The following is a 21,792-nucleotide window of genomic DNA, read 5'->3' as shown; positions in this document are numbered from 1 at the left end:
ACCGGCTCACTTCCCACGCAGGACGCAGAACTCGTTGCCCTCCGGGTCGGCCAGCACCGTCCACTCGACGTCGCCCTGGCCGATGTCGACGTGCCGGGCGCCCATGTCGACCAGCCGCTCGACCTCGGCCTCCTGGTCGGCGGGGCGCAGGTCGAGGTGCAGTCGGTTCTTGCGCTCCTTGCCGTCGGTCACCGGCACGAAGACCAGACCGGGCAGGCGGTCGGGGGACTGGCGGATCTCCACCTCGTCCGGGCTCTCGGTGACGATCTGGTAGCCGAGCGCCTCGGCCCACCAGCGAGCCAGCCGCGCCGGATCGCGGGCATCGACGGTGAGGTTCTCCCAGACGCTGGTCATTCAGTCACCTTTCCCGTTCGACGGCCTCCGCAATCGGCCGTGTGCGAGCGAGCCAAGATTACGCCCGCCACCGCTGCTCGACCCGCCCACGACGCATCGACGATGGGCCCACAACCGCCGATCGGCCTGGAGTTGCCATCCGATCGCGGACGGTTATGGGCTCGCGGGCGGAGATGGCTGCCGGTAGCGTTCCCGGCGCGGAACGTGACCAGCCGATCGACATGCGACTCCCGACCGGTAAGGGGAAAGATCTCGTGGACGCAGACACGGTGGTGGGAACGGAACTACGCGGGCTACGCCGTCGTCGACCCGAGATCACCGGCACGGTCCTGGCCGGCACCGACGGGCTGCTCATCTCCAGCGACCTGCCCAGCACCGACGCCACCCACCTCGCCGCTCTCGCCGCGGCCAGCTTCGGGCTCGGTCACCGGGTGGCCGACACCGTCCGATGTGGTGAGTTTCGGGAGTCGGTCGTCCGCACGACCACCGGGTGCGTGGTGACCTACCCGGCCGGGCGTTCCGCCCTGCTGACCCTGGTCACCGTGTCGCCCGGCGAGGATCTCGAAGCGCTGCACGAGGAGGCCCGCGTCGTGGCACGTCGGGCCGGCACGGTGATGGACCGCCGCGGCGGGGGTGTCGGTGCCACCGCCGTTCCGGAGGCACACGGGCCGCTGGCCGTGCGTACACCGATGGCGACCCTGCCGGCGCAGTTGCGTCGTCCGTCCCGACCCACCTGGCGTCGCCCGCCGATCTGAGGGCCGGTGGCGGACCGATCGTCCGGTCCGCCACCGATCGGCGTCAGCGGCTGTCCGACCCGCCGGTCTCCACCACCGCCCGGCCGGCCTCCAACCGGGCCACCGGCACCCGGAACGGCGAGCAGGACACGTAGTCCAGGCCGACCTCGTGGAAGAAGTGCACCGAGTCCGGGTCGCCGCCGTGCTCACCGCAGACGCCGAGCTTCAGGCCGGGCCGGGCAGCCCGACCCTCCTCGGAGGCGATGCGCACCAGCCGGCCAACGCCGTCGCGGTCGATCGACTCGAACGGCGAGATGCCGAAGATGCCCAACTCCAGGTAGCGCCAGAAGAACGCACCCTCGACGTCGTCGCGGGAGAAGCCCCAGCCCATCTGGGTCAGGTCGTTGGTGCCGAAGGAGAAGAATTCGGCGGCCTCAGCGATCTGGCCGGCGGTCAGCGCCGCCCGGGGCACCTCGATCATGGTGCCGATCAGCACCTCGACCGCCTTCTCCCGGGTCACCTCCTCGATGATCTTCTCGGCCTCGGCGCGTACCGTCTCCAGCTCCTGCACCGCGCCGACAAGCGGAACCATGATTTCCGGCTTGGGGTCGCCGCCGCGTTGGGCGCACTCGACCGCGGCCTCGACGATGGCCCGGACCTGCATCGCGAACAGGCCGGGGATGACCAGGCCGAGGCGGACACCCCGCAGCCCGAGCATCGGGTTCTCCTCGTGCATCCGCCGAACGGCGGCGAGCAGCGCCTCCTCCTTGGCCACGTCCTCGCCACGCTCCTGGGCGACCGCCACGTTCACGGCGAGCTGCTCCAGCGGCGGCAGGAACTCGTGCAGCGGCGGGTCGATCAGCCGGACGGTGACCGGCAGCCCGTCCATCTCGCGGAAGATCTCCACGAAGTCGGCCCGCTGCAACGGCAGCAGTGCCTCCAACGCCGCCTCCCGCTCGTCCGCGGCGCGGGCCAGGATCAGGCGCTCGACCAGCTCCCGCCGATCGCCGAGGAACATGTGCTCGGTGCGGCACAGCCCGATGCCCTCGGCACCGAAGCGCCGGGCCCGGGCGGCGTCCGCGCCGGTGTCGGCGTTCGTGCGGACCGCGAGCCGCCGCCTGCCGTCGGCGTGCGTCATGATCCGGTGTACGGCCCGGACCAGGGCGTTGTCGATGTGCTCGGGGTCGAGGCTGCCCTCGAAGTACTGCACCACCTCCGACGGCATGACCGGCACCTCGCCCAGGTAGACCTTGCCCGTGGTGCCGTCGATGGACACGACGTCGCCCTCGTTGACGGTCTGCCCGGCCACGACGAAGCGCTTCGCCGGGACGTTCACCTCGATCTCGTCGGCACCGGAGACGCAGGTCTTGCCCATGCCCCGGGCCACCACCGCGGCGTGACTGGTCTTGCCGCCTCGCGAGGTGAGGATGCCCTTCGCGGCGATCATGCCGTTCAGGTCGTCGGGGTTGGTCTCCCGGCGGACCAGGATCACCGACTTTCCCTCGGCGGCCAGCTCGACGGCCCGCGCCGAGGTGAAGACGACAGTTCCGGACGCCGCGCCGGGCGAGGCCCCGATGCCCTTGGCGACCGGCTCGAACTCGTGGTCGAGCTGGAAGCGGGGGAACATCAGCTGGGCGAGCTGCGCGCCGTTGACCCGGTGCAGCGCCTCGTCCAGGTCGATCAGACCCTCGTCGACGAGTTGGCCGGCGATGACGAACGCGGCGGCGGCGGTGCGCTTGCCGACCCGGGTCTGCAGCATCCAGAGCTTGCCGCGTTCGATGGTGAACTCGATGTCACAGAGGTCCTTGTAGTGCTCCTCCAGCCGGGCCATGATGCCGAGCAGCTCGTCGTAGGAGGCCTTGTCGAGCTGTTCCAACTCCTGGAGCGGCACTGTGTTGCGGATGCCCGCGACGACGTCCTCGCCCTGGGCGTTGGCCAGGTAGTCGCCGTAGATGCCCTGCGCGCCACTGGCCGGGTCCCGGGTGAACGCCACACCGGTGCCGGAGTCCGGGCCAAGGTTGCCGAAGACCATCGTCACCACGTTGACAGCGGTACCGAGGTCGGCCGGGATCCGCTCCTGGCGACGGTAGAGCACGGCGCGCTCGGCGTTCCACGACTCGAAGACCGCCCGGATGGCGAGGTCGAGCTGTTCGCGCGGCTGCTGCGGGAACTCCCGACCGGTGTGCTTCAAGAAGATCTTCTTGTACGCGTCGACCAGCCCACGCAGGTCGTCGGCGTCCAGGTCCAGGTCGTTGTGGGTGCCCTTGGCGTTCTTGATCTCGTCCAGCGCGTGCTCGAACTCCTCGCCCGGCACCTCGCAGACGGTCTTGCCGAACATCTGGATGAGGCGGCGGTAGGAGTCCCAGGCGAATCTGTCGTTGCCGCCGGCCTGCGCGGAGAGGCCGACCACGCTCTGGTCGTTGAGACCGACGTTGAGGACGGTCTCCATCATGCCGGGCATGGAGAACTTGGCGCCGGAGCGGACCGACACCAGCAGGGGGTCCTGCGGGTCGCCGAGGCGCTTGCCCATCGCGCGCTCCAGCGACTCCAGGTGCGCCTCGATCTGCCCGGCGAGCCCGTCCGGCTCCTGTCCCGTGGCGAGGTACGCCTGGCAGGCCTCGGTGGTGATGGTGAAGCCCGGCGGAACGGGCAGGCCGAGGTTGGTCATCTCGGCGAGGTTGGCGCCCTTGCCCCCGAGCAGGTCCTTGAGATCCTTGTTGCCCTCGGAGAAGTCGTAGACGTACTTGTGATCGACGGTCTCTTGCGCTGCCACCAGAGCCTCCACAACACACGCGCCGGATTGACACTTAACGAAGGTTCAGTTTTCTTCTTCCCCGGGACGGACCGCCGGTAATCCCGGGGTCGACGTCGATCGGTGGGCGAAGGTTAAGCGAACATCGAGCAACCTGGGACCGTTCGGTGACAATTGGCACAGCCATCACGACTATCCGTGTTCGTACCCTTTTCTGGGAACGCTTCCATGCGCACCAACACGCATCCCGACCGAGCGTCGTACGCTGGATGGCACGCCAACCGGTGAACCTCACTTTTGCCATAACCGACGCGAATACACCCCCGGAGTCGCCGCCGTGTCGACCATCCCCTCCCCCGGCCCCGCCACCACCCCCGCGCCGCTGTCGGCGGAGGAGCCGGGCGCGGCAACGCTGGCACGCGCAGCCGAGCAGGCCGCGGGCACCTTGCTCGCCCCGGCGGCCCCGCACCGGTTGGCCGACGTCGTTCCCGCCCCCCAGCAGGTCCAGCCGGACCCGACCGCAGACTGGACGCTGCCGGCCGAAGCGGTCATCGTGGCCAGCTCCGACCCCGCCGCGCTGGCGGTCGCCGAACAGCTCGCCGGGCTGCTGCGCCCGGCCACCGGTTACCCGCTGCCGGTCACCGACGCCGCCGCGCCGGCACCCGTCGACGGCATCGCGCTGGTGCTCGACGAGACCACCGCCGACCTGGGCGCGGAGGGCTACCGACTCGACGTCACCACCAATGGGGTACGCGTCACCGCCGTCACCGCCGCCGGCCTCTTCCACGGCGTACAGACGCTGCGCCAACTGCTGCCGGCGACCATCGAGAGCCCGACCCCGGACACCGAACGGTGGACGCTGCCCGGCGGCACCATCACCGACGTGCCCCGGTTCCCGTACCGGGGGGCGATGCTCGACGTCGCCCGGCACTTCTTCGCCGTCGAGGACGTCCTGCGGGTGGTCGACCACCTGGCCCGTTACAAGCTCAACCACCTGCACCTGCACCTCACCGACGACCAGGGCTGGCGGATCGCCGTCGACTCCTGGCCGAAGCTGACCACCGTCGGCGGGGCGACCGCTGTCGGTGGAGGTCCCGGCGGGTTCTACACGAAGGCCGACTACACGCGGATCGTCTCCTACGCCGCCGCCCGGCACATCACCGTCGTCCCGGAGATCGACCTCCCCGGGCACACCAACTCGGCGCTGGTCGCCTACCCGGAGCTGGCACCGGACAAGATCGCACCGCAGCCGTACACCGGCACCGAGGTGGGTTTCAGCTACGTCGACCCGGCCGACGACCAGACGTACGACTTCATCGCGGACGTGCTGGGCGAACTGGCCGCGATCACACCCGGGCCCTGGCTGCACATCGGCGGCGACGAGGCGTTCAAGGTGAAGGGCGAGGTCTACACCGGTTTCGTCGAGCGGGTCCAACGCATCGTCGCCGGCCTCGGCAAGACCGTCGTCGGCTGGCACCAGCTCGCGCCGGCCGCCCACGTCGACGGGCGGGTCCTGCAGTGGTGGGGCACGAACGGCGAAGACCCCACCACGGTCGAGGCCGTACGCCAGGGCGCCCGACTGATTGTCTCCCCCGGAAACCACGCCTACCTGGACATGAAGTACGCCCCGGACACCCCGATCGGGCACGACTGGGCCGGCCTGATCGACGTGCGGAAGGCGTACGACTGGGATCCGGGCACGCACGTCGCCGAGGTGCCCTCCACGGCGGTCATCGGTGTGGAGGCCCCGCTCTGGACCGAGTCGGTCACCTCACTGGCCGACATCGAGTTCCTGCTCCTCCCCCGACTCCCCGCCATCGCCGAGCTGGGCTGGTCGCCCCGGGAGACCCACGACTGGGCCGGTTTCCGCGACCGCCTGGCCGGCCACGGCCCACGGTGGGACGCCGCCGGGATCGCCTTCCACCGCGCGCCCGAGATCCCCTGGCCGAGCGGACCGACCATCCCCGCACAGCGCGACCCGGCCGTCCCCAACCAGGGCGACGCGACCCGAGAGGGCGTCAACCCGACATAGCGCACCAGGTCACCCCACATCGCCGGCCCGGCGTGGGTCACCCCACGCCGGATGTCCGTTATCGGGCGTAACGCCCCGTGGCCGGGGCCACCCGGGTGGCGGAATCGTCGGCCGGCCGGGGTCGTTATACCTGGCACGCCACCGCGACTGTTGGTCGTCGGTGCGGGGCAGCCGCCGGGAACACCGGCCAGGCCGCCCCGGTTACATCCCCCGCACAGCCGAACAGCACGGGCCGAGGAGCCCGGCGGAATGATCCGCCGCCCCGGACCGTTGTGATCTGTCCCGACGCCGGCCCATGGGCCGCCGGGCACTGCACTTTCCCCGCATGGCCGTCCCCCGTGAGTCGTGCGGTATCCCCCGATGAAGCAGAGGAGCACGCCATTATGCGTACCGATCTGATTCGTAAGACCGCTCTGACCGCCGCTGGCCTCGCGTTCACCGGTGGCGCCATCGCCGGACCCGTCACCACCGCCTTCGCCGCCCCGAACACCAGCAAGCCGGCGTCGCAGGCGCAGACCGACCGCAAGGGCCACGGCGAGCGTCAGCTGGGTGTGCGCTACGAAGCCCAGCCGAACTTCTACTACTGCGGCCCCGCCGCCGCCCGTAACGCCCTGTCCGTGCAGGGCAAGGACATCAGCGTGGACGCCATGGCCAAGGAGATGGGCACCACCGAGGCCGGTACCAACTCCATCAACGACATCACCCCGGTGCTGAACAAGGAGACCGGCAAGAACGACGCCTACCACTCCGTCGAGATCAGCACCCCGAAGGCCGACGACAAGCAGACCGACAAGCTGCGCGCCGACGTCGTCAAGACCGTCGACGACGGCCGGGCAGTGGTCGCCAACATCGCCGGCACCACCACTGACACCGACGGTGGTATCCACTCCTTCGAGGGTGGTCACTACATCAGCGTCGTCGGCTACCGCGACAACGGCAACATCGTCAAGATCGCCGACTCCGCCGACCCGAACACCGCCTCCTACGAGGTCACCGTCGAGCACCTCGCGGACTGGATCGCCACCCGCGGCTACGCCGCCAGCTGAGCACCACCCAACGCCGAAGGGCCGGACCCCACCACGGGGTCCGGCCCTTCGGCATGCCCCGCGCCCCGCGCCCCGCGCCCCGCGCCCCGCGCCCCGCGCCCCGCGCCCCGCGCCCCGCGCCCCGCGCCCCGCGCCCAAGATCCTCACGACATCGGCGATGGTGCTGCCTCCAACACGCAGGAAACACCAACCTCCCCGATGTTGCGCGGATCTCGGCGACGAGCAACCAGCGCGGGTCCGCTGGTTGTGTCACGGGTCCTTTGGAGCTGATGTCGTAGACGAATCAGCGTCGCAACGGCATCCGCGGGGCATCGCGGTGGTGGCGCCGCACGGAGGCAGCGCCGCACGGAGGCAGCGGCGGGCGGAGGCAGCGGCGGGCGGAGGCAGCGGCGGGCGGCGCACTCCGAGCTGAGGTCATGACTCGTTTACGACATCAGCTCGATAGCGTGCCGCACCCGTACATCCGACTCCTGCTTCCGACCGGAACCGGGTCGGCACGCTGCGAAAGAGGCCGACGGCGGCGACCCCCACGAGGGCCCGGGGCTCAGCCGCCGGAGTCATCCATCTCGGCGCCCTCGGGGACGGTGTCGTCGTCCCGGCTGGCCAGCCAACCGTCCGGCAGGGCGACCTTGCCCGGCGAGTTGGTACGCCCGCGCGGCTGGCCCAGGGCGGTCACCGGGAACGGCTCCGTCGGGTCGAGCTTGCCGAGCAGGTCGTCGAGCTGGGCCAGGCTCTCGATCATCGCCAGTGAGCGCCGGAGTTCGCCGCCGACCGGGAAACCCTTGAGGTACCAGGCGACGTGCTTGCGGAAGTCGGTGCAGCCGTCGCGTTCGCCTCTGGCCGGGTTGCGGGCACCGGCCACGAACTGGTCCACCAGCAACTCCGCGTGCCGGCGCATGGTCGCCGCCACCTCGCCGAGGGTGGGCAGTCGCCGTTCCGGCCGGCCGTTGAAGGCGGCCTCCAGGTCGGCGAAGAGCCAGGGCCGACCCAGGCAGCCGCGACCGACGACCACGCCGTCCACACCGGTGTGGGCGACCATCCGCAGCGCGTCGTCGGCCTCCCAGATGTCACCGTTGCCGAGCACCGGCACGTCGAGGGCCTGCTTCAGGGTGGCGATCGCGTCCCAGTCGGCGGTGCCCGAGTAGCGCTGCGACGCGGTCCGCCCGTGCAGGGCCACCGCGGCCACGCCAGCCTCCTGGGCAGCGAGCCCCGCCTCGACGTACGTCAGGTGGTCGTCGTCGATGCCCTTGCGCATCTTGACCGTGACCGGCACGCCGGACGGTGCCGCGGCATCCACAGCGGCCCGCACCAGTCGGGCGAAGAGCCGACGCCGCCACGGCAACGCCGCACCGCCGCCGCGCCGGGTGACCTTCGGGACCGGGCAGCCGAAGTTGAGGTCGATGTGGTCGGCCAGGTTGCGCTCGACCACGATCCGGACGGCGGCTGCGGTGATCTCCGGGTCGGTGCCGTAGAGCTGGAGGCTGCGCGGCTTCTCGTCGTCGCCGAAAGCGATCATGCGCAGCGTCTTCGGGTTGCGCTCGACCAGCGCACGCGTGGTGATCATCTCGCAGACGTAGATGCCGCCGCCCTGCTCCCGGCAGAGCCGGCGGAACCCGACGTTGGTGATCCCGGCCATCGGGGCGAGCACCACCGGCGGCCACACCTGGTACGGCCCGAGAGTCAACGGCCGCAGCACGGGCATGGTCGAGGCAGTCACCGCACAAGTGTACGGGGCCCCGACCGGCGCTCATCGCGTCGGCCGAGGCCCCGTGCGCAGCGTCTCAGCAGCCCGGAAGGCGCTCGATCAGGTAACGCTCGACCTGGTCCAGGGAGACCCGCTCCTGGGCCATGGTGTCCCGGTTGCGCACCGTCACGGCGTTGTCGTCCAGCGTGTCGAAGTCGACGGTCACGCAGAACGGGGTGCCGATCTCGTCCTGCCGACGGTAGCGGCGGCCGATCGCCTGCGAGTCGTCGAACTCCACCACCCAGCGCTTGCGCAGCAGCGTCGCGAGGTCCTTGGCCTTCGGCGACAGCGCCTCGTTGCGGGACAGCGGCAGCACCGCCACCTTGACCGGGGCGAGCCGCGGGTCGAACCGCATCACGGTGCGCTTGTCCACGCCGCCCTTGGTGTTGGGCGCCTCGTCCTCGTCGTACGCCTCCAGCAGGAAGGCCAGCACGGCGCGGGTCAGGCCCGCGGCCGGCTCGATGACGTACGGCATCCAGCGCTCACTCTTGGTCTGGTCGAAGTACGACAGGTCGACGCCCGAGTGCTTGCTGTGCGTGGAGAGGTCGAAGTCGGTGCGGTTGGCGATGCCCTCCAGCTCGGCGAACTCGGTGCCGCCGAACTGGAAGCGGTACTCGATGTCCACCGTCCGCTTCGAGTAGTGCGAGAGCTTCTCCTTGGGGTGCTCGAAGAGGCGCAGGTTGTCCGCCGACAGGCCGAGGTCGAGGTACCAGTTCCAGCGCTCCTGGAGCCAGTACTCGTGCCACTGCTCGTCGGTGCCCGGCTCGACGAAGAACTCCATCTCCATCTGCTCGAACTCGCGCGTACGGAAGATGAAGTTGCCCGGGGTGATCTCGTTGCGGAACGACTTACCGGTCTGCGCGATGCCGAACGGGGGCTTCTTGCGGGCGACCGTCTCGACGTTCTTGTAGTTGACGAAGATGCCCTGCGCGGTCTCCGGGCGCAGGTAGTGCAGACCCTCGTCGCTCTCCACCGGGCCCAGGTAGGTCTTCATCAGGCCGTTGAACATCTTCGGCTCGGTGAAGGTGCCCTTGTTGCCGCAGTTGGGGCAGTTCAGCTCGGACAGCGAGGTCAGCGGCTTGCCGTGCTTCTCGGCGTACGCCTCCTCCAGGTGGTCCGCCCGGAAACGCTTGTGGCAGAACTGGCACTCGGTGAGCGGGTCGACGAACTCGGCGATGTGGCCGGACGCCTCCCACACCTTGCGGGCCAGGATGACGGCGGAGTCGAGGCCGACGACGTCGTCGCGCTGCTGGACCATGGTCTTCCACCACTGCCGGCGGACGTTCTCCTTGAGCTCCACGCCGAGCGGACCGTAGTCCCACGCCGATCGGGTGCCCCCGTAGATCTCGCTGGAGGGGAAGACGAAGCCTCGGCGCTTGGCGAGGCTGACGACGGCGTCGATACGGTCGGCTGGCATGTTTCCTCCTACGCCGGCTGGCGGTCGGCGGGGGCGAGATGTGGATGGAACGGTCAGTTCGGGACCACGGTACGACCACCGGGGCCCTGAGCCCAGCAGAATACCGGGGACGGGTCAGCTGACCCCGCAGACCTCCACGCCCCCGGTCTGCCCGTCCTGGCCGAGGCTGACCTGCTGCTGCTCCCGGTCGCCGCCGGCGAGCGTCACGTCGACCGGAACGGTCAGGTTGGTGGTGTCCACCTCACCGACCCGGAACGCCGCGACCTGCGGTTCGGCGGCAGCACGCCGCTCGAACTCGGGCCGGGACTCACGCCGCTGCGCGTCGTCGCAGAGCTGGTCGTACGCCCGCCCGTAGTTCCGTTCGACAAGCGCCTGGTAGTAGTCGCCGGTCACGGTGCGGGCCTGCTCCCGGATCGCCTGCACGCCGCTGACGGCCAGGCCGACGACGGCGGTGCCGCCCCCGCCACAGCAGAGCACCACGGCGAGCGCGCCGACGCCGAGGCCGAGCCAGAGCCGGGTGCGGCGGCCCTCGGTGGGCGGCGCGGCGAACGGCGGAGCCACCCCGGGTCCGGGTGGCGGGGCGGGTGCGGTCATAGGAGCAGCGTAGTGTCCGCCGGCTCAGCGGTAAGGACCCGCAGCCCGATCACTCTCGGCGACGACCACCGCTCCCCCGGGTGCCGCGATGGCCAGCGCCTCGTACGCGGAGGGCTCGTCGACCGACTCGGCGAGCAGCGGCACGGCGCTGACCTTGACCTCGAAGGCGCCGAGCGCCCGCCGGTAGGTGCCGACGGACTCCCATTCGGTGACCAGCGACCAGTACCGGGGGTCGTCGAGCGCCCGGACCAGTTGACCGCGCAGGTAACCGGGGCGGGCGGCCAGGGCGGTGAGGGCGGCGTGCGCCCGTTCGGTGAAGTCGTCGGCGACATCGACGTCGACCACGAACCGGTTGGTCACCAGCAACGGTGGTCCCTCCTCGTAGAGTCTGTGGGATGCAGCGTACGCAGCGCCCTCTGCTCGCCCGGTTGGCCGGGGCGAACCCGACGTCGGTGTTCCTGCTCACCCTGGTGCTGGTGCTGGTGGCGTTCTTCACGCCCGGGGTGATCGGCGGGCTGCTGACGTTGGCGCTCGCCGCGGTCCTGATCGCCCTGTTGGCGACGACCTGGGCGGTTCAGGCGCCGCAGACCCGCCTGATTCGGCTGCTGATGTTGACCCTGCTCGTGACTGTGGGCCTCGCGAAGCTGCTCTGACATGCAATCATGCGTTCATGCGTTTTTGACAATCATTATCGTTGCCACGGACAGTTGATGACATGAACAACCGCGCCCCGTACCGTGTCCTGGCCGCCGCGACCGCCCTGCTCGCCCTGGGCGCCGGGGCCGGCTGCTCCACCGGCGACTCCGCCGGCGCCGACCCGAAGAAAGTCGACGTGGTGGCCGCGTTCTACCCCCTCCAGTTCCTCTCCGAGCGGATCGGCGGAGACGCGGTCCGGGTGACCAACCTGGCCAAGCCCGGTGCCGAGCCGCACGACCTGGAGCTCAACCCGAGCCAGGTCGGCCAGGTCAGCGACGCGGAGCTGATCGTCTACCTCAAGGGTTTCCAGCCTGCGGTGGACGACGCCGTCGCGCAGAACGGCGGCGACCGAGCCTTCGACGTGACGAGCGTGCAGCCGCTGCTGGATGCCTCCGCCGGCGGGCACAACCACGAGGGCGAGGAGGAGGGGCACGCCGAGGAGGGCGGCGGCAAGGACCCGCACGTCTGGCTCGACCCGACCCGGCTGGCCGGCATCGGCGACCAGCTCGCCCAGCGGCTCGGCGCTGCCGACCCGGACCACGCGGCCGACTACACCACCCGCGCCGCGGCCCTACGCGCCGACCTGACGGCCCTGGACGGCGAGTTCAAGACCGGTCTGGCGACCTGCCAGCGGCGGGAGATCGTGACGAGCCACGCCGCGTTCGGTTACCTCGCCGACAGGTACCAGCTCGACCAGGTCGGCATCACCGGGCTGAGCCCGGACGTCGAGCCCTCGCCGCAGCGGCTCGCGCACGTGATCGAGGAGGCGAAGGAGCACCAGGCCACCACGATCTTCTTCGAGACCCTGGTCAGCCCGAAGGTCGCCGAGACCATCGCCGGCCAGGTCGGCGCGAAGACCGCCGTGCTGGACCCGATCGAAGGGCTCGCCGCCGGCAGCGACGGGGACTACCTTTCGGTGATGCGTACCAACCTGCAGACCCTGAAGACGGCCTTGAGCTGCTCGTGACCGCACCTGTCATCACCGTCGAGCACGGGGTGGTCGGCTACGACGGCCGCCCCGTGCTCCGCGACATCTCGCTCACCGTGACCGCCGGCGAGGTCGTCGCGGTGCTCGGCGCCAACGGCTCCGGCAAGTCCACCCTGATCCGCGCCGTACTCGGGCTGGTGCCGCTCAGCGCCGGCTCGGTCACCCTCTTCGACCGGCCGCTGCGGCGCTTCCGGCAGTGGGCCCGCATCGGGTACGTCCCGCAGCGCCTGGGTGCCGGCGGCGGCGTACCGGCCACCGTCCGCGAGGTGGTGGCCTCCGGCCGGCTGGCCCGGCGGGGGGTGCTCCGCCCACCGGGCCGCGCCGACCGCGCCGCCGTCGACGCCGCGCTGCTCGCGGTCGGGCTCGCCGACCGGGCCGGTGACCCGGTCGCCACGCTCTCCGGCGGGCAGCAGCAGCGCACCCTGATCGCCCGTGCCCTGGCCGGCAAACCGGAGCTGCTGGTCCTCGACGAGCCCACCGCCGGGGTGGACGCGGCCAGCCAGGAGGCCTTCGCCGGCGCGCTGCGCGACTTCGTGGGCAACGGCGGAACGGTGCTGCTGGTAGCGCACGAGCTGGGCCCGCTGCGACCGGTGATCAGCCGGGCGGTCGTCGTTCACGAGGGTCGCATCGCCCACGACGGCGCGGTGCCGGACCCGGCCGGGCACCACGCGGCGCCCGACCACGACCACGTGCACCCGCACTGCTACGACGAGCCCGCCGGGCTGTGGAGCAACTGACCCCATGGAACTCTTCCAGTACCCCTACATGCAGCGCGCCCTGATCGGCGCTCTGGTGATCGGCCTGGCCGCCCCGGCGCTCGGCATCTACCTGGTGCAGCGCCGGCTGGCGTTGATCGGTGACGGTGTCGGGCACGTGGCGTTGACCGGCGTCGGGGCCGGCCTCCTGCTCAACCGCTCACCGGTCCTGGTCGCGGTGATCGCCGCCACCATCGGCGCGGTCGCCATCGAGCTGGTGCGCGCCCGTGGGCGTACCTCCGGTGACCTTGCCCTGGCCCTGCTCTTCTACGGCGGCATCGCGGGCGGCGTCCTGCTGGTCGGCCTCTCGGACGCGACCAGCGCGAACCTCAACGCCTACCTGTTCGGGTCGCTGACCACCATCTCGCCCGGCGACCTGGTCACCATCGGGGTGCTCGGCGCCGCGATCCTGGTCACCATGATCGCGCTGCGGCCGGCGCTCTTCGCGGTCAGCCACGACGAGGAGTACGCCCGGGTCTCCGGCCTCCCGGTACGCACGCTGAACCTGCTGATCGCGGTCGCCACCGCGGTCACCGTGACCATCGCGATGCGGGCCGTCGGGGTGCTCCTGATCAGCGCGCTGATGGTGGTGCCGGTCGCCACCGCCCAGCAGGTCACCCGGGGATTCCGCAGCACGATGGCCGCCGCGATGGCGCTCGGGCTCTTCGCCGCCGGCTCCGGCGTCTGGGTGGCGGCGACGGCGGACACCGCTCCGGGCGCCTCGGTGGTGCTGGTGGCGATCGCGTCCTTCCTGGTCGTGGCCGTGGCCGGCGGCGTCTGGCGGACGCTGCGGCGCCGGGCGACGCCGGCCGCCGCACCAGCACCGGAACCGCACGAGGTCGTGCTGAGCTGAGCCTGATCAGCGGGACGTCGGTGGTATTGGTTACCGTTGCAAGATGACCAGCGCGACGGGTTACGACGGGTTCGACGGGGCCAGCGAGCTGCTCCGCGCCCTGTCCGCGCCGATCCGGCTGGCCATCGTCAGCGAGCTGGCCGGTGGTGAACGATGCGTGCACGAGCTGGTGGAGAAGCTCGGCGCCGCGCAGCCGCTGGTCTCCCAGCACCTACGGGTGCTGCGCGGCGCGGGAGTGGTCCGCGGTTCCCGCCGTGGTCGAGAGATCGCCTACAGCCTCGTGGACGAGCACGTCGCGCACATCGTGGCGGACGCGGTCAGCCACGCCGGGGAGGGATCATGAGCGAGAGCAGCGCCGCGGTGCGCAACACGCGGCAGCGCTCGGCGGTGAGCGCGCTGCTGGGCGAGATGGAGGGCTTCCACAGCGCCCAGGACCTGCACGCCATGCTGCGGCAGCGCGGTGAACGGGTCGGCCTGACCACCGTCTACCGCACCCTGCAAGGGCTCGCCGACGCCGGCGAGATCGACGTGATGCGCCCACCCGGCGGCGAGCACCTCTACCGCCGGTGCAGCGAGGGGCACCACCACCACCTCGTCTGCCGGGCCTGCGGGCGCACCGTCGAGGTGGCCGGCCCGGCGGTGGAGAGCTGGGCCGACCGGGTCGCCGCGCAGCACGGCTACGCCGACGTCAGTCACACCCTGGAGATCTTCGGCACCTGCCCGACCTGCGTCCGCTGACTAACCTGTCCGCGTGACAGATCTTCGATTCGTGCGGGTCCAGGCGGTGGGCAGCGAAGCGGCAGCGCTCGACTGGCAACACATCCACAATCTGATCATCCCCACCGATCCGCTGTCGGCCGACGAGATCGCCGTCCGCGCGCAGCGGAACATCCTGGAGGTCGCGTACGTCGACGGGGTGCCGGTGGGCTGCTCGACGGTGCGACCCCCGACGTCCGAGCCGGCCACCGTGATCGCGCGAGTGCTGCCCGAGAAGCGTCGCCAGGGCTTCGGGGCGCAGATCTACCAGCGCGGGCTGGCCAAGGCCCGGGAGCTGGGCGCGCAGGTCGTCCACACCGTCGTCCTGGCGTCCAACGACGACGGCCTCCGCTTCGCCCGCCACCAGGGCTTCGTCGAGATCGACCGGTACGTCCTGCCCGGCGACACCATCGCGTTCGTGGACCTGCGGCTCGCCTGACGCACGGCTCGTGCGCCACGGCCACCGCCGCGTCGGTCGCCGTGGCGTGGTCCGGCGGTGTCATCCGGGCGCCAATCGACGGGTGCCGGGGCGTCGTCGTTCGTGGCACGCTGTCCGGCGTGAAAATCTATGCCGATCGGTTTCCGACCGCCGCCCGTCAGTTGCTCACCGACCTGCTCGTCGTCGCCTGGGTGTACGCGGCGATCCGGGGCGCACTGTGGCTGCACGACCTGGTGCAGAAGCTCGCCGTACCGGGGCAGAAGCTGGAGGGCGCCGGCAGTGGCCTCGCCGACAACCTCGCCGACGCCGGCAGCAAGGTCCGCCGGGTCCCGTTGGTAGGTGACGAGCTGACCGCGCCCTTCCGGCAGGCCGCCGACGCCGCCCGAGGGCTCGCCGACGCCGGACGGGACCAGCAACACCTGGTCGACCAGCTCGCGCTCGCCCTCACCATCGCTGTGCTGATCTTCCCGCTCGGCCTGGTGCTCTTCGGATGGCTGCCGTTGCGGGTGCGCTGGATGCGCCGGGCCGGGTCGGCCGCGAAACTGGCCGCCGGGCCGGCCGGCCGGGACCTGCTCGCCCTGCGCGCACTGGCCACCCAACCACTAGGCCGGCTGACCAAAATCGCGCCCGACGTGGCCGAGGCGTGGCGGCGCGGCGACGACGCCACAGTCGACGCGCTGGCCGCGTTGGAGCTGCGCCAACTCGGTCTCCGCAACCGGGGCCGCTAAGACCCGTCCGCCCTGAGTCACCACCGCGCCCCGCGCCATGAGTCACCCCCACGCCCCGCGCCATGGGTCACCACCGCGCCCTGCCTTGATCAGGTGATGAAAAGTAGGTCTCCGCGCTGTCTCTGACCTACTTTTCATCACCTGATCAAGGGAAAGCGCGGTGGGCTCGCTGGGCGTGTGCGCTGCGCCGACTCAGGCCAGCGCGACCGGGGCCGCTAAGGTCTTCGGGTGTTCTACTTCCTCGTCGTCATCGCCGTCCTGCTGCTCGGCTACGCCGCCGTCCTGGTTGCCTTCCTCCGGCGGGGCAAGAAGATCCCGCCTGCGGCGTACCTGGCGCTGGCCGGGCTCAACGGTCTGATCCTGGCAGGCGTGCTGGCCTGGGCGGTCTCCCGCTGACCGCCGCTGCCGCGCAGCCCTCTTCAGCGCACGCTGGGTGATCCACTCCAGGTCGGCGATGTAGGCGTATCGGGGCGGCGGGATTCCACCACTTCGCCGATATGCAGTCGATCAAGCCAGACGACCAGGGCAAAAGCGCGCACCTGCACGTGTCAGTCGGCCCATGGAGGTCGGAGCGCGCACGAGGCGGGCGTGCTCGGGGCGGAGTTACGGCTTCGGTGGGATTCGGCGGCGGACGTCCTCGGCGGTGGACGGGCCGGGAGTCCAGCGGGCCACCCAGGGCAGCTCGTCGGACGGGGTGATCACACCCTCCTCCAGGCCCGCGTACCGGCCGGCGAGGATCCGCTTCGCGGCGGCGGTGTCGACCGAGTCGGTGTTGTCCCACAGTGCGGCGAACAGGGCGTCCACCCGCACCCGCGCCTGCCGGCAGAACAGGTCGGCCAGCTCGACGTTCTCCGGCCGGGTGTCCCGTTCGGCGGAGGCCCGGACACAGACCGCGGACATCGCGAACAGCTCGGCGCCGATGTCCACCACACGGCCGAGGAACGCCTGCTTGCGCTCCATCTTCCCCTGCCAGCGCGACATCGCGTAGAACGTCGACCGGGCCAGCTTGCGCGACGACCGCTCCACCTGGCGCAGGTGTGCGGCGAGCGGCCCGAACTCGGCGTACGCCGAAGGGCTCTGCCCCCGGCCGACGGCGAGCGTGGGCAGCCACTTCGCGTAGAAGGCACCGGCGCGGGCGCCGGCTCTGGCTTTGCGGCCCAACCCCGCGTCCGGGTCGATGATGTCGCCGGCCACCGACAGGTGCGCGTCGACCGCCTCACGGGCGATCAGCAGGTGCATGATCTCGGTGGAGCCCTCGAAGATCCGGTTGATCCGCAGGTCGCGCATCATCTGTTCGACGGCGGCCGGGCGTTCGCCCCGGGCGGCCAGCGAGTCGGCCGTCTCGTAGCCGCGCCCGCCCCGGATCTGGATCAGCTCGTCGGCGATCTTCCAGGCCATCTCGCTGGCGTACAGCTTGACCAGCGCCGCCTCGATCCGGATGTCGTTGCGGTCGTCGTCGGCGAGCAGGCAGCAGAGGTCGAGCATGGTCTCCATGCCGTACGTGGTGGCGGCGATGAAGGAGAGCTTCTGCGCGACCGCCTCGTGCTCGCCCACCGGCCGACCCCACTGGACCCGGTCGGCGGCCCAGCCCCGGGCCACGTTCAGCGCCCACTTGCCGGCGCCCACGCACATCGCCGGTAGGGAGAGCCGGCCGGTGTTCAGCGTGGTCAGGGCGATCTTCAACCCCTTGCCCTCGCCGCCGATGACGTTCTCGGCGGGTACGAACACGTCGTGGAACCGGGTGAGGCTGTTTTCCAGGCCGCGCAGGCCGATGAACTCGTTGCGCCGCTCGACGGTGATGCCGTCGCTGTCGCCTTCCACAACGAAGGCGGTGATCCCGCCTCGACGCCCCTCGCTGGCCGGCACCCGGGCCATCACCACCAGCAGGGTGGCCACGATGCCGTTGGTGGCCCACAGCTTCACGCCGTTGAGCCGGTAGCCGGTGCCGTCCTCGGTCGGCTCGGCGGTGGTGGCCAGCCGGGCCGGGTCGGAGCCGACGTCGGGCTCGGTGAGCAGGAAGGCGGACACCTCGCCGGCGGCAAGGCGGGGCAGGAAGCTTTGCTTCTGCTCGGCGGTGCCGAACATCTTGAGCGGCTGCGGCACACCGATCGACTGGTGGGCCGAGAGCAGCGCGCCGATGGCCGGGCTGACTGAACCGGCGAGCATCAGCGCCCGGCAGTAGTGCAGGTTGCTGAGGCCGAGCCCGCCGTACTTCCGGTCGATCTTCATGCCGAACGCGCCGAGGTCGGCCAGGCCGTGGAACACCGAGTCCGGAATGGAGCCGTCGCGTTCGATGGCCGCGCCGTCCACCTCGGTGGTCAGGAAGGTGCGGAACCGGTCGAGGAAGTCCTCGGCGCGCGCCACGTCGCCCGGGTCGGACCGGGGCCACGGGTCGATCAGGTCGAGCCGGAACCGACCGAGGAACAGTTCCTTGCCGAAGCTGGGTCGGTCCCAGGTGGACTCGCGGGCGGCCTCGGCGACCTGCCGGGCTTCCTTCTCGGAGACCTGCCCGGCCTCTGCCGGCAGTGGCGCGGCGGCACCGACGGTGGTTGCGGAGTCGGGATCGTCCGGTCGGCCGTTCTGCGTCGTGGTCACGGCTGCCCCCTCGAAGTTCGATGCGGCTACCGCCACGCTACCCCCGGTTGTTACCCAGGGGTAGCGGCGCGTGTAGATCGGCGCGCTCAGCGACCGATGGTGGTGTCCGGATCGTCGTCATCATCGTCGATGTCGTCCTCACCCCAGTTGCGGCGGACGAACGGCAGGATCACCCAGAACACGAGGAACCAGAATCCGGTCAGGGCACTGAGCAGGAAGGCGATCGGCCGGTCCAGCACGAAGTCGGTGATCAGCAGCACCGCGCTGACCATGGCGATCAGCATGAAGGCGAGGCCACCGGTAGCCATGCGGTGCGCGAACCGCACCAGCTCCGGCTTGCGCCCCTGGCGGAACAACGCCCGGTGGAACGCCACCGGCGAGATGATCAGCGCGGTGGCGGCGGCCGCTGCGAGCAGCGCGACGATGTAGACGTCCCGCTGGAACTCGCTGGTCCGGGTGAACCCGTTACTGAACGGCAGGGTGAGCAGGAAGGCGAAGAGGATCTGCACGCCGGTCTGCGCGACCCGCAACTCCTGGAGCAGGTCGGCGAAGTTGCGCTGCCAGCGCTGCTTCTCGGTCTCCTTGGACACGCGCTACCTCCGGTGAGACGCTACTGCCGGCGGTCCCGGCCGCCGGCAGCAACGCCAATGCCCCACCCGGCCGAGCGCGAAACAGGTTCACGACATCTGCCGTTCATCTCGGCGACGCAAGTCGGCCGCCAGCACTGTGTCAGGACCCCCGCCGGATCCGACCCGCGTACCGGGCCTCCAGCTCGGTGTTGTGCGCGTCGCCGTCCGGGATGTTCGCCGACAGGTAGACCGGGGGCCGCTCCCCCGCCGCCAGCAACCGCGCCACCACCTCCACGGTGACCTGCTGGGCAAGCAGGGCGGCGGTGATCGAGGAGACCGCGCCGACCGCGCCACCGTCGGGAAGGGGCAGGGTCGCGTCGCCGTACGGAGCTCCGTTGTCGAGCACCACGTCGGCGAGGTCGCCCAGCTTGCGTCCGGACGGGTGCCGGGAGGTCATCCGGCCGGAGTGCTGCGCCGAGGTGATCGCCACCAGCCCGTGGCCGCGTTCCTTGACCAGGCTGGCGAACTCCACCATCGCCCCGTTGACACCGGAGTTCGAGGCGAGCACGAACACGTCGGTGGGCCGCACCGGGGCCAACTCGTAGAGGCGGTGCGCCACGCTCGGGTCCCGTTCCAGCATCGGACCGAGCCGGTCGGCGGGTTCACCGCCGAGCAGCACCAGGTCGCGCAGCGCGATCCGGTTGGTCGGCACCAGACCACCCGCCCGACCCGCGATCTCCATGGCGAGGGCCTCCGAGTGCCCCGTGCCGAACGCGTGCACCACACCGTCGGCGCGTACCGCCTCGGCGATCAGGTCCGCGGCCCGGCCCACCGCCTCCCGCTGACTGGCGGCCACCCGACCGATCGTCTCGGTCACCACGGCCAGGTAGTCCTCGGCACTCACCGTCATGCGTCCTCCGTCGTCCGATTGCGGGCCAACCAGTCAACCGTGCCCCCGCCGAGCACGTCGACAAGGGGTGCGGCCGGTCACCACCAGGTCGAGCGCCGGTGGCACGACCTGCCGCCACTCACGCCGTACCGCCGGCCCGGGCCAGGATCGCCTCGGCGAGTGGGCCCGGCGCCGCGTCCGGGATCCAGTGACTGACACCGGCCAACTGCACGAAGCGGTAGTCGCCGGTCACGTTCGCCGCGCACGCCTCGGCGGCGAGCCGGCCGATGGCGACGTCCCGGTCACTCCACACGTACGTGGTGGGCACCGCGACCGGGCCGACCGCGGCCAGGTCGGCGCGGGACATCGCCCGGTACCAGTTCAGCGCTGCGGTGAGCGCCCCCGGCTCGCGCATCGGGTCGGCGTAGCGGTCCACCCGGGTACGGTCGCCGACCCCGCTGAGCAGCTTGCGCAACGCGGTGGCGTGCCACGCCAACAGCACCTTCTCCGCTTTGTCCGGCTTACGGAACAGCGCGATGTACGACGACCGGGCCTTCTGCTGACTGTCGTTGGTCAGGGCGTGCGCCATGGCCGCCGGATGTGGCACGGACACCGCGGTCAGGGTGCGGACCCGCTCGGCGTGCCGGGCGGCGACCGCCCAGGCAATCACCGCGCCCCAGTCGTGCCCGACCAGGTGAACGGCGTCCAGGCCGAGGGCGTCGAGCACCGCCACCACGTCGGCGACCAGCTCGGGGATCCGGTAGTCGGCCACCTCCGTGGGCCGCGCGCCCGGCGAGTAACCCCGCTGGTCCAGCGCGTACGTGCGCAGCCCGGCAGCGTGCAGTGCCGGCACGACGTCGTCCCACTCACCGCTGTGCTGGGGGAAACCATGCAGCAGCAGAACCGGTACGCCGTCCGGCGGACCACCGGCGGTTACCTCGAACGTGAGACCTCGCGCGTCGATCCGCATGATCGGAAGCGTACCCATCCGGCAGTCGGCGGGTCGCTCCCGCAGGTCAGGCGGGTGCCCTGCTGGGCCCACGCCCCCGGTCGGTGTTAGCGTCAGCGAGACAACTTCATATCCGACAGGGGAGCGCACAGCGCTGAGAGTGCGGGTACGCCCGCAGACCCTCGAACCTGATCTGGGTAATGCCAGCGCAGGGAGTTCGGTCGACCTCCAGCCGCGCCGCAGTCCGGTGCCACCGGACGCGGCGTGCGTCTTCTCCTGGTTCGCACTCACGAACTGGGAGCACCACATGAAATCCACCACCGACACCCACCGTTGGCGCACCATCGACATCGTGGTCGCCTCGGTGATCGCTGTCGCCTTCGGCGTCATCTTCTGGGCGTGGGGCCTGGTCTGGAGCGCCACCGAAGGCGCGTTCGCCTTCTTCCCGCCGGCGCAGGCGCTGCTCTACGGCGTCTGGCTGATGCCGGCCGTGATCGGCGGTCTGGTCATCCGCAAGCCCGGTGCCGCGCTCTACTGCGAGACGGTCGCCGCGGTCCTCTCCGCGCTGCTGGGCAGCCAGTGGGCCGGCACGGTGATCCCGCAGGGCATCGTGCAGGGCATCGGCGCGGAGCTGGCGTTCGCCGCCTTCCGGTACCGGTCGTTCCGGCTGCCGACCGCGGTACTGGCCGGCGCGCTGACCGGTCTCAGCGCCGCGCTGTTCGACTTTTTCATCTGGAACGTCGACTACGAGCTGACCGACTACCGCATCCCGTACGCGCTGATCACCATCGTCAGCGCCACGGTGATCGCCGGCGCCGGTGGCTGGCTGCTGACCAAGGCACTGGCCAACACCGGCGTCCTGGACCGGTTCCCGGCAGGCCGGGACCGCGCCCTGGTCTGAC

Annotated in this window: 23 protein-coding genes and 1 riboswitch; of the genes, 13 read left to right on the top strand and 10 right to left on the bottom strand. The window is 70.9% G+C overall.

Going from position 1 to position 21,792, the window contains the following annotated elements; all coding sequences use genetic code 11:
- Positions 1-6 precede the first annotated feature (6 nt).
- Positions 7-354, bottom strand: a complete 348-nt coding sequence (locus FHU34_RS08400; protein ID WP_145779446.1) for a VOC family protein — start codon at positions 352-354, stop codon at positions 7-9.
- A gap of 254 nt (positions 355-608) precedes the next feature.
- On the opposite strand from FHU34_RS08400, the gene FHU34_RS08395 reads away from it, so the two are divergent.
- Complete coding sequence (locus tag FHU34_RS08395; protein WP_145779445.1) at positions 609-1,109, top strand: roadblock/LC7 domain-containing protein; 501 nt, start codon at positions 609-611, stop codon at positions 1,107-1,109.
- Positions 1,110-1,152: 43 nt separating this feature from the next.
- On the opposite strand, the gene ppdK is transcribed toward FHU34_RS08395, so the two are convergent.
- Positions 1,153-3,861, bottom strand: a complete 2,709-nt coding sequence (gene ppdK, locus FHU34_RS08390; protein WP_145779444.1) for a pyruvate, phosphate dikinase — start codon at positions 3,859-3,861, stop codon at positions 1,153-1,155.
- Positions 3,862-4,105: 244 nt separating this feature from the next.
- Here ppdK and FHU34_RS08385 point away from each other — a divergent pair, with 244 nt between their 5' ends.
- Both FHU34_RS08385 and FHU34_RS08380 read left to right on the top strand, forming a co-directional pair.
- Complete coding sequence (locus FHU34_RS08385; RefSeq protein WP_145779443.1) at positions 4,106-5,872, top strand: beta-N-acetylhexosaminidase; 1,767 nt, start codon at positions 4,106-4,108, stop codon at positions 5,870-5,872.
- 383 nt (positions 5,873-6,255) lie between these two features.
- Positions 6,256-6,918: a C39 family peptidase gene (locus FHU34_RS08380; protein WP_145779442.1), complete on the top strand. Its 663-nt coding sequence runs from the start codon at positions 6,256-6,258 to the stop codon at positions 6,916-6,918.
- Positions 6,919-7,462: 544 nt separating this feature from the next.
- On the opposite strand, the gene dusB is transcribed toward FHU34_RS08380, so the two are convergent.
- The 4 genes from dusB to FHU34_RS08360 form a co-directional block, all read right to left on the bottom strand.
- Positions 7,463-8,620 (bottom strand): tRNA dihydrouridine synthase DusB, encoded by a 1,158-nt coding sequence (gene dusB, locus FHU34_RS08375; protein ID WP_145785489.1) that lies wholly within the window; start codon positions 8,618-8,620, stop codon positions 7,463-7,465.
- A gap of 79 nt (positions 8,621-8,699) precedes the next feature.
- Positions 8,700-10,079: a glycine--tRNA ligase gene (locus FHU34_RS08370; protein ID WP_145779441.1), complete on the bottom strand. Its 1,380-nt coding sequence runs from the start codon at positions 10,077-10,079 to the stop codon at positions 8,700-8,702.
- Between the two features lie 114 nt (positions 10,080-10,193).
- The gene (locus FHU34_RS08365) at positions 10,194-10,673 is read right to left on the bottom strand and encodes a hypothetical protein (protein WP_145779440.1); all 480 of its coding nucleotides are present in this window, start codon (positions 10,671-10,673) and stop codon (positions 10,194-10,196) included.
- 24 nt (positions 10,674-10,697) lie between these two features.
- The gene (locus FHU34_RS08360) at positions 10,698-11,039 is read right to left on the bottom strand and encodes an antibiotic biosynthesis monooxygenase (protein ID WP_145779439.1); all 342 of its coding nucleotides are present in this window, start codon (positions 11,037-11,039) and stop codon (positions 10,698-10,700) included.
- Between the two features lie 29 nt (positions 11,040-11,068).
- On the opposite strand from FHU34_RS08360, the gene FHU34_RS08355 reads away from it, so the two are divergent.
- From FHU34_RS08355 to FHU34_RS32875, 9 genes are all read left to right on the top strand, one after another.
- Positions 11,069-11,326: a hypothetical protein gene (locus FHU34_RS08355; protein WP_145779438.1), complete on the top strand. Its 258-nt coding sequence runs from the start codon at positions 11,069-11,071 to the stop codon at positions 11,324-11,326.
- Between the two features lie 62 nt (positions 11,327-11,388).
- Positions 11,389-12,336, top strand: coding sequence for a metal ABC transporter substrate-binding protein (locus FHU34_RS08350; protein ID WP_145779437.1), 948 nt, complete (start codon positions 11,389-11,391; stop codon positions 12,334-12,336).
- Positions 12,333-13,094 carry a metal ABC transporter ATP-binding protein gene (locus tag FHU34_RS08345; protein ID WP_145779436.1) on the top strand — a complete coding sequence of 254 codons (762 nt, stop codon included), beginning with the start codon at positions 12,333-12,335 and terminating at the stop codon, positions 13,092-13,094. The genes FHU34_RS08350 and FHU34_RS08345 overlap by 4 nt, the downstream gene beginning before the upstream one ends.
- 4 nt (positions 13,095-13,098) lie before the next feature.
- A complete protein-coding gene (locus FHU34_RS08340) occupies positions 13,099-13,965 on the top strand; it encodes a metal ABC transporter permease (RefSeq protein ID WP_145779435.1) in 867 nt (288 codons plus the stop codon).
- A 43-nt stretch (positions 13,966-14,008) separates the two neighbouring features.
- Entirely contained in the window at positions 14,009-14,308 is a 300-nt protein-coding gene (locus FHU34_RS08335) for an ArsR/SmtB family transcription factor (RefSeq protein WP_030338189.1), read from the top strand.
- A complete protein-coding gene (locus FHU34_RS08330) occupies positions 14,305-14,703 on the top strand; it encodes a Fur family transcriptional regulator (RefSeq protein WP_088988099.1) in 399 nt (132 codons plus the stop codon). Before FHU34_RS08335 ends, FHU34_RS08330 begins: the two co-directional genes overlap by 4 nt.
- A gap of 13 nt (positions 14,704-14,716) precedes the next feature.
- Positions 14,717-15,160, top strand: a complete 444-nt coding sequence (locus tag FHU34_RS08325) for a GNAT family N-acetyltransferase (protein ID WP_145779434.1) — start codon at positions 14,717-14,719, stop codon at positions 15,158-15,160.
- Positions 15,161-15,279: 119 nt separating this feature from the next.
- Positions 15,280-15,888 (top strand): hypothetical protein, encoded by a 609-nt coding sequence (locus tag FHU34_RS08320; RefSeq protein WP_145779433.1) that lies wholly within the window; start codon positions 15,280-15,282, stop codon positions 15,886-15,888.
- Between the two features lie 228 nt (positions 15,889-16,116).
- Complete coding sequence (locus FHU34_RS32875) at positions 16,117-16,284, top strand: hypothetical protein (RefSeq protein ID WP_167393621.1); 168 nt, start codon at positions 16,117-16,119, stop codon at positions 16,282-16,284.
- A gap of 207 nt (positions 16,285-16,491) precedes the next feature.
- On the opposite strand, the gene FHU34_RS08315 is transcribed toward FHU34_RS32875, so the two are convergent.
- From FHU34_RS08315 to FHU34_RS08300, 4 genes are all read right to left on the bottom strand, one after another.
- A complete protein-coding gene (locus FHU34_RS08315) occupies positions 16,492-18,483 on the bottom strand; it encodes an acyl-CoA dehydrogenase family protein (protein ID WP_145779432.1) in 1,992 nt (663 codons plus the stop codon).
- Between the two features lie 86 nt (positions 18,484-18,569).
- Positions 18,570-19,073, bottom strand: a complete 504-nt coding sequence (locus tag FHU34_RS08310) for a DUF6328 family protein (RefSeq protein ID WP_145779431.1) — start codon at positions 19,071-19,073, stop codon at positions 18,570-18,572.
- Positions 19,074-19,212: 139 nt separating this feature from the next.
- Entirely contained in the window at positions 19,213-19,962 is a 750-nt protein-coding gene (locus FHU34_RS08305) for a sugar isomerase domain-containing protein (protein WP_145779430.1), read from the bottom strand.
- 118 nt (positions 19,963-20,080) lie between these two features.
- The gene (locus tag FHU34_RS08300; RefSeq protein ID WP_145779429.1) at positions 20,081-20,911 is read right to left on the bottom strand and encodes an alpha/beta fold hydrolase; all 831 of its coding nucleotides are present in this window, start codon (positions 20,909-20,911) and stop codon (positions 20,081-20,083) included.
- Positions 20,912-21,018: 107 nt separating this feature from the next.
- Positions 21,019-21,123, top strand: a riboswitch (TPP riboswitch).
- Between the two features lie 74 nt (positions 21,124-21,197).
- On the opposite strand from FHU34_RS08300, the gene FHU34_RS08295 reads away from it, so the two are divergent.
- Complete coding sequence (locus tag FHU34_RS08295) at positions 21,198-21,791, top strand: ECF transporter S component (protein ID WP_145779428.1); 594 nt, start codon at positions 21,198-21,200, stop codon at positions 21,789-21,791.
- Position 21,792 lies beyond the last annotated feature (1 nt).

It is taken from the genome of Micromonospora taraxaci (genome assembly GCF_007830095.1).
GTDB classification, from domain to species: Bacteria; Actinomycetota; Actinomycetes; order Mycobacteriales; family Micromonosporaceae; genus Micromonospora; species Micromonospora taraxaci.
Note: the sequence above shows the minus strand (reverse complement) of the source record. Positions and strands in the feature narration are given on the sequence as shown.